The sequence below is a fragment of the Dyadobacter sp. CY326 genome, assembly GCF_021390515.1.
GTDB lineage: Bacteria > Bacteroidota > Bacteroidia > Cytophagales > Spirosomataceae > Dyadobacter.
The window spans coordinates 293,437-305,474 of the sequence record NZ_JAJUXI010000003.1 but is presented as its reverse complement, the minus strand read 5'-3'; the positions used below and the strand labels follow the sequence as shown (position 1 = coordinate 305,474).

Annotated in this window: 8 protein-coding genes; 2 read left to right on the top strand and 6 right to left on the bottom strand. The window is 45.1% G+C overall.

Features of this window, described 5'->3' with window-relative positions:
- Positions 1-66 precede the first annotated feature (66 nt).
- Both LZG73_RS05695 and LZG73_RS05690 read right to left on the bottom strand, forming a co-directional pair.
- Positions 67-1,575 carry a RagB/SusD family nutrient uptake outer membrane protein gene (locus LZG73_RS05695; protein ID WP_233846797.1) on the bottom strand — a complete coding sequence of 503 codons (1,509 nt, stop codon included), beginning with the start codon at positions 1,573-1,575 and terminating at the stop codon, positions 67-69.
- Between the two features lie 11 nt (positions 1,576-1,586).
- Positions 1,587-4,820, bottom strand: a complete 3,234-nt coding sequence (locus tag LZG73_RS05690) for a TonB-dependent receptor (RefSeq protein WP_310588373.1) — start codon at positions 4,818-4,820, stop codon at positions 1,587-1,589.
- A gap of 360 nt (positions 4,821-5,180) precedes the next feature.
- Between LZG73_RS05690 and LZG73_RS05685 the strand changes: the two genes are divergently transcribed.
- Entirely contained in the window at positions 5,181-7,091 is a 1,911-nt protein-coding gene (locus tag LZG73_RS05685; protein ID WP_233846795.1) for a gliding motility-associated C-terminal domain-containing protein, read from the top strand.
- A gap of 1 nt (position 7,092) precedes the next feature.
- Here LZG73_RS05685 and LZG73_RS05680 read toward each other — a convergent pair whose 3' ends face one another.
- Together LZG73_RS05680 and LZG73_RS05675 are read right to left on the bottom strand one after the other, a co-directional pair.
- Positions 7,093-7,518, bottom strand: a complete 426-nt coding sequence (locus LZG73_RS05680; RefSeq protein WP_233846793.1) for a helix-turn-helix transcriptional regulator — start codon at positions 7,516-7,518, stop codon at positions 7,093-7,095.
- A gap of 234 nt (positions 7,519-7,752) precedes the next feature.
- Positions 7,753-8,568, bottom strand: coding sequence for a 2,3,4,5-tetrahydropyridine-2,6-dicarboxylate N-succinyltransferase (locus LZG73_RS05675; RefSeq protein WP_233846791.1), 816 nt, complete (start codon positions 8,566-8,568; stop codon positions 7,753-7,755).
- Between the two features lie 414 nt (positions 8,569-8,982).
- Here LZG73_RS05675 and gap point away from each other — a divergent pair, with 414 nt between their 5' ends.
- Positions 8,983-10,005: a type I glyceraldehyde-3-phosphate dehydrogenase gene (gene gap / locus LZG73_RS05670; RefSeq protein WP_233846789.1), complete on the top strand. Its 1,023-nt coding sequence runs from the start codon at positions 8,983-8,985 to the stop codon at positions 10,003-10,005.
- A 52-nt stretch (positions 10,006-10,057) separates the two neighbouring features.
- Here gap and trmB read toward each other — a convergent pair whose 3' ends face one another.
- Both trmB and LZG73_RS05660 read right to left on the bottom strand, forming a co-directional pair.
- Positions 10,058-10,717 carry a tRNA (guanosine(46)-N7)-methyltransferase TrmB gene (trmB, locus tag LZG73_RS05665; RefSeq protein ID WP_233846787.1) on the bottom strand — a complete coding sequence of 220 codons (660 nt, stop codon included), beginning with the start codon at positions 10,715-10,717 and terminating at the stop codon, positions 10,058-10,060.
- 16 nt (positions 10,718-10,733) lie between these two features.
- The gene (locus tag LZG73_RS05660; RefSeq protein WP_233846786.1) at positions 10,734-12,035 is read right to left on the bottom strand and encodes a folylpolyglutamate synthase/dihydrofolate synthase family protein; all 1,302 of its coding nucleotides are present in this window, start codon (positions 12,033-12,035) and stop codon (positions 10,734-10,736) included.
- Positions 12,036-12,038: the final 3 nt, after the last annotated feature.

The following is a 12,038-nucleotide window of genomic DNA, read 5'->3' as shown; positions in this document are numbered from 1 at the left end:
CCAAATGGAGAAAACCGCACATTGCTGTTTCTCCACTTGGTTAAATTTTTGGAATGACTTAATGCATTAATAACCAGGATTTTGGGTCAGCTTCGCATTGATCAAAATCTGTGGTGCCGGAATGGGAAGGAAATATTCGTTTTCCGTAAACACATAATCGGTTGAATTGAAAGGAACATTGCCGCGGTCAATAGTAGGCTTTGCCCGTTCTGCGGCTCCATGCGCATTCATGAATGCGGCCCACTGCGCGGGAGTTTGTGTTCGCTTTAAGTCAAACCATCTCTGATTTTCAAAAGCAAGCTCCAATCGCCTTTCTTTCAAAACCGCAGCCCGGAAATCCGTTTTGCCAGTGACTTTCGAGGCGGCCAATCCAGCTCGTTTCCTGACCTGATTAAGATAATCCAATGCTTCGGCCGTCGGGCCGCTTTGCTCGTTGATCGCTTCGGCAAGCATGAGCAAAACATCCGCATAGCGCAGCACGGGCCAGTTTGTGTTGGTCCGTTGCACAATCGTATGCGGATAATTGTATTTGGAAACATAAGGGATTGGATAGACTTTGCCGTCCAATGTAAAGCTGGTTTTCAGAGAAATGTCTTTTCGTAAATCCCCTTTCTCGTAAGCAGCAATCATGTCATTGGTCGGAGCATTTCTTCCGCCATTTCCGCCAGCTGCAAATCCGGTAACCGCTCCTTTGGAAACCCTTGGCGCAAAAACATATTCAAAGCTGCTCTGTTCGCCCAGGTCATTATCGCCCTGATATTGGACTTCAAAAATAGATTCAACGCCATTTTTCTTGGCTGGCGCAGGATCAAAATTGTCAGCATAATTTGCATTCAGCGCATAACCGAGCGCCGTAACCTGCTTCAATGCGGTGATTGCTTCTGCGTATTTTTTATTGGTCAAATGTGATTTCCCAAGCAGCGAAAGCGCTGCTCCCTTTGTGGCTCTTCCTTTATCTCCGGCAGCTGCATATTTTTCCGGAAGCAATGCAATGGCTTCATTGAGATCCTTTTCAATAAGTGCCCAAACTTCGGCCTGCGGCGACCTTACCAAGTCAAACGCTGGTTCCGGCACGGCCAATGTGCTCGTTACAATGATGACATCACCGAAATATTGAACCAGATTGAAATACATATAGGCCCTCAAAAACTTCAACTGACCTTCAATCTCTTTTTTAGGGCCGTCGGGAATATCGGCTGTTGCGAGTTTTTCCAATGTCAAATTTGCATTGTACAACGCCGCGTAATAGCCATTCCAAAGGTTTGCAATTTCGCCATTGCCCGAATTTACAGTTGAAAATTCAAACGCTTCCCAACCACCCGCGCCACCACGGTCCGATGGATTGAGGTCAATGGTTGTGTTGTCGGTCTGAAATTCTCCAAAAAGATAAGCGGTGTTTGTTAATGTTTGCAGCTGGCCGTAAACGCCGTTCAGCGCCTGTTTGGCCTGGGCTTCATTTTGGTAAAATAAATCAACATTAACCCGGGTCGGGTCGGTTTGGTTGAGGAAGTCTTCACTGCACGAAGATTGGAGCAGTGCAAGAACGACTAAACCCATTGCGGTTATATTTTTCATAATGATCAGATTTAGAAGTTTACTTTAAGACCAGCGGAGAATGTTCTTGGGACGGGATATGACTCGTCGTCATTGTTGAGCTCCGTTCCGCTTCTCACGCCCGCATCGGGGTTATTACCCGGATATTTGGTGACGAGCAGCAGGTTTGCCGCATTGATAAAAATGCGCGCATCAGATAGAACTCCGCCAATTTTTGGAAGCGTGTAGCCGATTGTGACGTTTTTGACCCACATATGCGTGCCGTCATACACGTAGCGCTCGCTGCTCTCGCGTGACCATTTGAAATAATCAGTTCCGCCCTGCGAATTCTTTGCATTGGGATTGGAACCCGGATTTTGCGGTGAGCGCCATCTGTCTTTTGCTTTTTCCAAAACATTGAAAACACCGTCCATATTCATGGTGGAGGCTTCAATATTCCTGTAAATGTCGTAATCGTAAGCGCCCATGAGCAAAACGCTGACATCGAAACGCTTGTAATCAGCGCCCACATTCCAGGCCCAGTTGAACTTTGGATTTGGATTGCCGATTTCCGTCATGTCTTTGGTGTCGTAGGAAACAATGCCATCCGGACCGCCATCGGCTGCGCCGTGCAAATCTGCAAATTTCATCGCGCCGGGAACCGCACCGTCCTGTTTCGGAGCTGCGTCGATTTCGGCTTGAGTATTGAAAATGCCGAGCTTACGGTAACCAAATATCATCCCGATCGGTCGGCCAACCTGCTGAATGTTGTATCCGCCATATTGACTTCCCTGCAAAATGAAATCGTTCTGGCCGCGGATAGCAAGCACTTTGTTTCGGTTGAAAGTGATATTTGCATTGGTCCTCAGATTAATCTGCCCCACCTTAATGCGGTAATTCGCAGCCAGCTCAATGCCTTGATTTTGGACCTTACCCAGGTTTTTCAATGTTGAAGTAAAACCGGAGACGGCCGGGATGTTGTATCCGAGCAACATGTCGTCGGTGATTTTCTTGTAATATTCGACCGTGAAAACGAGCTTGTTGTTGAATGTCGCCAGGTCAAAACCAATGTCCAGCTGATTTGATTTTTCCCAGGTCAATTCCGGATTTGCAAACCGTGTTACGGATTTTCCGGAGGCAAGTGTGTTGTTGAAAATGTAATTGTTCACACCGAGGAAGGACAAGCTTTCATAGTTGCCATCGTCTCCTGCATTTTGTCCCACGCCGAAGTTGTTGTTGGCACTCACGCGATATGTGTTATTGCCGGTCATTCCCCAGCTGGCTCTCAATTTCAGGTCGGTCAGCCAGGAAGCTTTTGGGATAAATGATTCTTCCGAAATTCTCCATCCCACAGACGCGGCAGGGAAATTGCCAAATTGATGTCCTTCGCTGAACCGGGAGCTGCCTTCGCGGCGAATGGTTGCGGAAAACAGATATTTGTCTCTGAATGAATAATTTAACCGTGCAATGTAAGCGAGCATGGTCCATTTGCGTTCCATGGAATTGGACGAGCGGATTGTTGCATTGCCCAAGAATGGCGCAAGGTCGTCCGGGAAAGTATTTCCTGAACCATATAAGCCTTTAACCACTTCTTGCTGAGCCGTATAACCCAATGTTGCTTCCAATGCGTGATCTTTTCCGATCATTGGTGTGTAGGTCAAAACCTGGTCGGCAGCGTAGTTTTTGAGTTCTTCGGAATCGTCACGCTCGGTCGCGATGCGTGGAGGCGCGCCGTTCGTTCCCGTCTGCACGGGAAGCCCGATTGTGGAGGGGACGTATTCTTTGTAAGTGTTGTAATTGATCTTGGCATTAACAGAAGATCTGAATTTAAGGCCTTTGGCAATGTTCAATTCAATGTAACCATTGGCCAGCACGTCGGCAATGTTCCGGTTGCGCTTGATGTTTTTGAGCATATAGAGTGGATTCGGAAACCCGAAAATGTCGCCGACACCATTGTAGTAAGGAATCAGCTCGCCCTTTTCATCATAAGCCGGATATCGCGGATCGCTGATCAGTGTTAAGCCAACTTGCGCATTGCGTCCATCTGTGCTGGAAAGGCTTGACCGTGAGTAACTTCCGGCAATGTTCATCCCCATTGTAATGAATTTGTTCACTTCGCCTGCAAGATTGGTCCGCAGCGAAGCCCGGTCGTAACCAGTGTATTGCAAAGCGCCGTCCTCCTTATAATAGCCAGCTGAAACAACCGATTTGATGGGCCCTTTTCCCGAAGATAATGTCAGGTTAATGTCTTTGTAAGGCGCATTGTTGTGAAGGATCAGGTCAAACCAGTTGGTTGAATATTTTGTGTCCGCCGGATTACGGAAATCAATTGGAATGTCGGTTTCTTCGGGTTGCTTGCCATTGGCCAAAACATAACGTCCGATGAAGACTTCCCTTTTGAATTGCGCAAAATCCTGACCATTCAGCACTTTCGTCTTTCTGCCTTCCGGGACATTCTGAATGCCGTAGTCGACCGAAATATTCAGACTCGTTTTCCCGTCTTTGGCTGCCTTGGTTGTGATCAAAACCACACCATTGGACCCTCTTGCGCCATAAATGGCCGTCGCAGCCGCATCTTTCAGGATCGAAATGGTTTCAATGTCATTTGGATTGAGGTTTTGTCCAACAGAAATTCCCACGGGAAAGCCGTCAATCACATACAACGGATCGCTGCCAGCTCCTAACGAACTGATCCCGCGCACTTTTACTTCAAACTGCTGGCCCGGCGTCCCGCTCTTTTGTTTTATAATAACGCCTGGTGCTTGTCCCTGCAACATTCTCGTGACGTTAGACTTGGGCACTTCGCCAATGTCTTCCATGCTGATCACCGAAACCGCAGACGTAATGTCGCGCTTGCGCTGCGTTCCGTAACCGACCACAACAACTTCTTCCAGAGCTTTTGTATCCACCAATAATTCAACGTCTAATGCAGACTGGTTACCAACCGAAATTTCCTTTGGCACGTAACCGACGAAAGAAAAAACCAGCACATTGTCGCCGGATTCGGGAATTTGCAAGGCATAGGTTCCTTCCGCATTGGTGACTGTCCCTGTGCTCGAACCCTTCAAAATCACACTTACGCCGGGCAATCCTGTGCCTTTTTCGTCAGCGACTTTTCCGGTGATGGTGCGGTCTGCCTGGATGGAAACATAGGGCAAGGCTGCCATTCCGGTGGCAACGGTTGTTGCTGGCGTCAACATGGTGCATGCGGCACCAATCAGCATGTGGGCCAAGGCTGTCCTGCCAAATAGCCGATTGCCAGTTCTGGACTGTCGAAGTTCCTTCATACGCTTTGGAGTTTGGTGGTTAAGGGATTTAAAATGATTGACTTTGATCGTGAATGCTGGGCTTGAAGTTTTTCTAATGATTCGTTAGATATGGAAAGGAATTGCATTACTTAATGAAATGCACCAACTGCGGGAGGGATTGAAGTTGTTTAAATACAATTTTTGATTGGAATTGTATTATGTGCAATAGTATGAGGATTTGTTTTTGTTACTGTCCTGCACTGTCTGGTTGTGAGTATAATTCTATCAAAACGGCAAAAAGTTTAACTAAACCAACATTTAAAATTTTTGATCGACATGGCTGTCAGTAAGGATCGAATTGCTAAATTTAGAGGCGTGCCAAGCTTTAATATTTGAGTGATGAAGAGAGATTTACTACGGAATTTGCTGTTTCTATCGCTGTTAGCTTTTTTACCGAAATGCATTTATGCCAATCACATTGTAGGAGGCGAGCTTTTGATGCGTCCGGTCGGAAATGCGGGTTCGTTTGAAATAACACTCATTCAGTTTTGGGATCAGAACAATCTCATCATTCCAAGGCCGGGTTCCGGCGGGAACAGGGATGAAACTGCTGACTTATTTATTTATAGAAAGCGGGATAACGAGCGCGTGAGCCGGGTGACATTGAATTACATATCTTCCGAAACCATTCAATATCAAAATAAAGCTTGTGCAAACATTCGGTCGCTGAACACGACGATGGGCACTTATCAGGGAAATATCACCATGTCCGCTGCGGATTACAGTGATCCGGAGGGTTACTATATGGTGTGGGAGCGCTGTTGCCGAAACAGTGATATCAATAACATAACGTCACCAGGAGATGCCGGGATGGTTTTTTATCTTGAATTTCCTCCAATAACAATACCGAACTCTTCTCCCCGACTTGCCGCTCCGAACGGTCAGTATATTTGCAGCAACCGCTCATTTTCGATGAACATGTCGGCGACTGATGCTGATGGCGATGAATTGCGCTATTCGCTGGTGACACCGATCCGCGGAAACACGACGCCGGGCAGACCGAATGGCGTTGATAATTCATCAAATGGCTATCCTTTGGTGACATGGGAAAGGGGAATTTCGCTGGCGAATGTTATTCCTGGACCCAAACCACTGGCTATAAACAATGCCGGAATCCTGACCGTAACTGCGGGAAGTTTGGGGTTGTACGTTTTTTCGATTCAGGTTGAAGAGTTTAGGAATGGGAAGAAAATCGGCGCAGTCCGCAGAGATTTCCAGCTTTTGGTCATCGACTGCAATGATGATCAGCCTGAGCAGCCCGTTATCTTGATGAACGAAGTGCCGGTTCAGCAAGTGCTTTTTTGCCCTGAGCGGCCGGTCACGCTTGAAACGGAATCATCCGCCGATTGGTCTTATCAATGGCAGCGCAACGGTTTGAATTTGCCGGGTGCAGTTAATCCTACCATCACAGTTTCAGACACGGGGGTTTATTCGGTTGTAAAAAGTTACACGAAAAAATGCTCGCGGGACACTTCGTCCTTGACGGTGAAAGTGGGTTATGCTGATCCAATTGTCGCCACGATTTCAGTTGATAAAGAAATCATTTGTGATGGCGAGGTGGCGAGACTGCTAGCGAATGACGGCAAAGTGGCGAGTAATCTGGCGCTTTCATGGAGCAGGGACAATGTGCTATTGCCGGATAATCAGGCTGCCCTTGAAGTGAAAGATCCGGGCGCTTACATTTTGAAGTTGTCGGATGAAGACACTGGGTGCGCCGGAGCCGATACGCTGCAAATTTCCAGAGAATCTGTTTCCGCAAAACTCCCTGCCAGAACCGGTGTCATTGAAGGTTCGAAAGTGACGCTCAGCCCGGTAATCACCCCCGCAGAACCGACGTACACTTACACCTGGTCTCCGACGGACGGGATTCGGTCTGCGTCCAATGAGCAGAATGTGACTGTCGGGCCATTGGTGGACACGAAATATACAGTTACAGTTGCGACGGTTAACGGCTGTGTTGCTGAGGCTTCAACAGAGGTTTATGTGATTGATAAAATGCATATTCCAACTTCATTCACGCCAAATAATGATGGCAAGAATGATAAGTTTGAGATTTTCAATGCAAAGGATCAGATTGTCGAAATGCGCATTTACAACCGCTGGGGAGAAGTTATTTTCGCTTCCGATGGATATGACGTGCCTTGGAACGGCACTTACAAAGACAACACTCCGGTTCCTGCCGGCAGTTACCCATATGTCATCAAGACCAACGAGCAAGAGGTGAACGGCGTGGTGTTGTTGCTAAAATAATTTAATTCGCTCTTTTGAATTCCTCAAATGTTCCGTCGGAGTAAAAGATCAAAACTTTGTCCACTTTCCGCTCGGGTGCTTGTTCATTCTTAATAGCAACATTTTTTGGTTCAACCTCAGTTTTGGCATTGATGACAACCGATTGCGCCGCATTGTTTTTGGTCCCTCGCATGGATGGATATTGAATAGCCGAGTTGCTTTCCGACGGCATGGCCGACATTGGCACATCTTCATCATCCAAAATCCAGTTCGTTCCTAACTCAGGATAGCGCTTTACAATCTTCTGTACGATATCCAGGCTTGGTTTGTTTCTGCCTGCGAGAATGTGCGACATGCTTGATCGCTGTATTCCGACTTCATCCGCAAACAGTGAAGGTGAAATGTGCTTGTCAGCAAGGATCTGTTTAATCTTATCGTTTAAGTCCACTGAGCGCAATTTACATTTGTGATTACAAAGTTAGCACATAATGTTAATTTACAAAAATAACTAATAGTTTAAGACTGTCATTTTATTTAAATATAATAAGTTAAACCAAGTATTTACATTATTAAAATAAAGCTTTTTTGAGCCACAATGACCACATTCAAGTAAGGTAGATCGTAAAACAAGAAAGGCGCCGTCCATCGACAGCGCCTTTTCTAATTGAATGTTGTAATAAGCCTAAACAGTTACATTGTTTTCACGTAGGGCTTCGTTCAATGACGTTTTAAGGTCGGTGCTAGCTTTCCGCTTGCCGATAATTAATGCGCATGGGACATGGTAAGTGCCTGCCGCAAATTCTTTTGGCAGTGTTCCAGGGATCACAACCGAGTCGGCCGGAACGAAACCTTTGTACTCAACCGGCTCGCTGCCAGTAACGTCGATAATTTTGGAACTGCCTGTAATTGTGACACCTGCGCCTAAAACAGCCCTTTTTCCAATGTGTGCGCCTTCCACAACAATGCACCGAGATCCAATGAATGCGCCATCTTCTATGATTACAGGGGAAGCCTGAACAGGTTCAAGAACGCCTCCGATCCCTACTCCACCGCTAAGGTGAACATCACGGCCGATTTGTGCGCAGCTTCCCACAGTTGCCCAGGTGTCAACCATTGTTCCTTCATCTATATAGGCACCAATGTTTACATAAGACGGCATTAGCACGACACCTTTTGAAATGTAAGCACCATAGCGAGCAACGGCCGGCGGCACAACGCGGACGCCAAGTTTGTCGTATCCCGTTTTTAGTTTCATTTTATCGTGATACTCAAATATCCCAACTTCGCTAACGGACATTTGTTGAATTGGGAAATAAAGGATGATCGCTTTTTTTAGCGCTTCATTCACTTTCCATGAACCATCCGCTTGCGGCTCTGCTACACGAAGGCGTCCTTTGTCAACCTCCTCGATAATTTCTTTAATGTAATTGACTGCTTCCGGATCTTTCAATAACTCACGATCCGACCAAAAGGATTCAATCTTTTCTGCAATAAACATGTTCAAGTAATGGATTAGTTAAATTAATTTAAAGCACTCTAATATAGACACTTACGAAAAAATTTAATAAAAGAAGTTGTAAGTAATAATGTTAAAAATACAATGATTTTGGTCCAATTAACTAGCTGGATCAGGTCAAACACACACGTTGAGAATGTGAAATCATCCCCTGTTATAGTGCAAGCAAATGTAATATATTATCGTTAAAACAAGCACGAAGTAATCTAAGGTAGGATAAATACTATTTTTATTAGTAAAAAAATGCAAAATACTAAATATACATATTTCGCTAATTTACTAATATAGATAGTAATCCAAATATCATCGCCACGTATTGTATTTTTTGCCTCAATACTTTAAATCGGGCCGCATTTTGCTTAATTTCGCGACAGTAATAAACAATAAATAATAGATATGTCGAAAGTTAAAGTTGCAATCAATGGATTTGGCCGAATTGGTCGTCTGGTTTATCGTCAGATTTATAATATGGAAGGCATCGATATAGTTGCTATCAATGATCTTACCAGCCCGAAAGTGTTAGCTCACCTGCTTAAATATGACACTGCACAAGGCCGTTTCGACGCAGATGTAAAGTCAACTGATAACTCAGTCGTTGTTAACGGAGAAAATATTATCATTTACGCACAACGTGACCCAGCTCAAATTCCTTGGGGACAGCACGACGTTGATGTAGTTCTTGAATGTACTGGATTTTTTACAAGCCAGGAGTCTGCAACTGCCCACATTACAGCAGGTGCTAAAAAAGTGGTAATCTCTGCTCCCGCAACAGGCGATCTTAAAACGATCGTTTTTAACGTGAATCACGATATTCTGGACGGTTCTGAAACAATCATTAGCGGTGCATCTTGTACAACCAACTGCCTTGCTCCTATGGCGCAGGTTTTGGAAGAGAAATTTGGCATCGTAAATGGTTTGATGACAACCATCCACGCTTATACAAATGACCAGAATACACAGGATTCTCCTCACGCGAAAGGCGATTTGAGAAGGGCTCGTGCGGCTGCGCAGAACATTGTTCCAAACAGCACTGGCGCAGCGAAAGCAATTGGACTTGTGCTTCCTGCATTGAAAGGTAAGCTCGATGGTTCAGCGCAACGAGTTCCTACACTTACCGGCTCACTGACTGAATTAACTGTAATTCTTGGAAAAGAAACTTCTGTTGAAGAAATCAACGCAGCCATGAAAGAGGCGGCAAACGAAAGCTATGGATACACAGAGGATGAAATCGTGAGCAGCGATATCATCGGCATCAGCTATGGTTCATTGTTTGACGCTACACAAACAAGAGTTCAGAAAGTCGGTGGAACACAGATCGTTAGAACTGTTGCCTGGTACGACAATGAAATGTCTTACGTATCTCAACTTGTAAGAACTGTTTACTATTTTGCTGGCCTGATCGGTAAAGAACAAGCATAATAACAAGGGAATCAAAAATGCCTTCTTATCATTGATAGGAAGGCATTTTTGTTTAAACTGCAATCGCTTTAATGTACTTGATCGTATATCCTTTCCCTATGAAGATCGTCTCGTAGTGCGTTTTAATTCCGCAATGCTCGTCAAGCAATGGTGAATCATAAAGGTCGTCCGTATGTTCGAGTAAGCTGAAATGCTCCGAAGCTTGGATTGTTTCCAATGTGTACTCATATAAAAAAGTGCTGTCTGTTTTCAGGTAAAACATTCCTCTTGGTTTCAAAGAGCCAGCATATTGTGTGAGAAAGGCTGGATTAGTAAGTCTTTTATTCTCATCACGCTCGCGAACCTGCGGATCCGGATGAATGAGCCAGATTTCACTCAACTCATTTGTCTCAAAAAACTCATCGCTGTATTGAATTCCGGCCCGAAGAAAAGCAACATTGGTTAATCCATATTCGCTCGCTATGAGGCTGCCCCGGGCAATGCGATCGCCCTTGATATCCATGCCGATGAAATTCTTGTCGGGAAACTGCCTTCCCATCCCAATGGTGTATTCACCTTTGCCGCAAGCGAGCTCCGCTACAATGGGGTGCTCATTTTTAAAATATAAATTGTTCCAATTGCCTTTAATTTGAGTGTAAAAGGGTTTTCCGGCTTCAATAACATTCACTGCGTCTGCGCTAAACTTGTAATGTTCTAATTTTCGTCTTGTCATTCTAAATTGTAATCAATTATAAATCCTTGATGTCGGCGACGACAAAAGTACTTCCGCCAACATATATTGTGTCACTTGGATGAGATTCAGCAATTGCGGCGTCGAGGGCATCATTGACATTGCTGAAAGCCGTGCCCTTTAGGCCATATGTCGATGCAAGATTTGCCAACTCAGTTGATTCCAGGGCCCGCATGTTGGAAGGTTGGCAGAAGTAAAAAACGCCATCGGTCGGGAAAAGCTGGATCATTGTAGAAATATCTTTGTCACCAACAAATCCGATCACGAAGCGCTTTGCTCCTGTCGCGACGCTCACAAACTGTTCCAATGCACTCGTTAAACCAGCAGTGTTATGACCTGTATCGCAGTAAATAGCCGGATTTTCACCCAACTTTTGCCATCTCCCTTTTAGTCCGGTCAGCTGGACGACTGACGATAAACCATTGTATAGCGAATCATCAGAAATACTCCATCCCTGATTTTTCAAGAACTTAACAGCTGAAATCACACCGCCAAGATTTTTAAGCTGATAAGCACCGGTAAGGTCTAAACGCAAGGCTGGATAGATGTTTGCAAGCGACTCTTTATCAATGACATCAACTTCCATTAAGCCATCGACCATGCGCTTCTTCTGAATGAGATATGCCTCTGATCCGAATATTATGGGGGCGTTTAACCGGTTCGCAGCTTCGATGAACACTGCATTTACTGAATCGACTTGCCTTTCGCTGATAATAATAGGCACTCCTAATTTGATGATTCCAGCTTTTTCAACTGCAATTTTTTCCAATGTATCGCCTAAATACTGCGTGTGGTCCAGGCTAATATTTATAATAAGTGCGAGTGCTGGTGTTATAATGTTAGTCGAATCAAGCCGCCCGCCCATCCCGACCTCAATGACCGCAATGTCTACATGCTCCTTCGAGAAATGAGAAAAGGCCATGGCAACTGTAACTTCAAAGAAAGATGGTGATAATCTTTCAATGTTAGATTTATTTTCACTGACAAATTCAATAATGAAATCTTCGGTGACAAATTCGCCATTCACCCGGATTCGCTCCCTAAAATCCTTTAAATGAGGCGATGTGTATAATCCAACGCGGTAACCCGCTTCTTGTAACACCGCAGCGATCATGTGTGAGGTGCTGCCCTTGCCATTCGTTCCGCCAATGTGAATGGTTGGATAATCGTTTTGAGGGTCGCCGAGAAATTTGCAAAGCTCCTGTGTAGTATGAAGGCCCGGCTTAAAAGCACGGGCCCCAATATTCTGAAAAACCGGCAAGCGGCTATACAGATAATCCAAAGTTCCCTGATAATTCATTCT

Bases quoted from the DNA above. Each gene is read 5' to 3' on its own strand.
- LZG73_RS05695 (WP_233846797.1), bottom strand. From the start codon at position 1,575: ATGAAAAATATAACCGCAATGGGTTTAGTCGTTCTTGCACTGCTCCAA.
- LZG73_RS05690 (WP_310588373.1), bottom strand. From the start codon at position 4,820: ATGAAGGAACTTCGACAGTCCAGAACTGGCAATCGGCTATTTGGCAGG.
- LZG73_RS05685 (WP_233846795.1), top strand. From the start codon at position 5,181: ATGAAGAGAGATTTACTACGGAATTTGCTGTTTCTATCGCTGTTAGCT.
- LZG73_RS05675 (WP_233846791.1), bottom strand. From the start codon at position 8,568: ATGTTTATTGCAGAAAAGATTGAATCCTTTTGGTCGGATCGTGAGTTA.
- gap (WP_233846789.1), top strand. From the start codon at position 8,983: ATGTCGAAAGTTAAAGTTGCAATCAATGGATTTGGCCGAATTGGTCGT.
- trmB (WP_233846787.1), bottom strand. From the start codon at position 10,717: ATGACAAGACGAAAATTAGAACATTACAAGTTTAGCGCAGACGCAGTG.
- LZG73_RS05660 (WP_233846786.1), bottom strand. From the start codon at position 12,035: ATGAATTATCAGGGAACTTTGGATTATCTGTATAGCCGCTTGCCGGTT.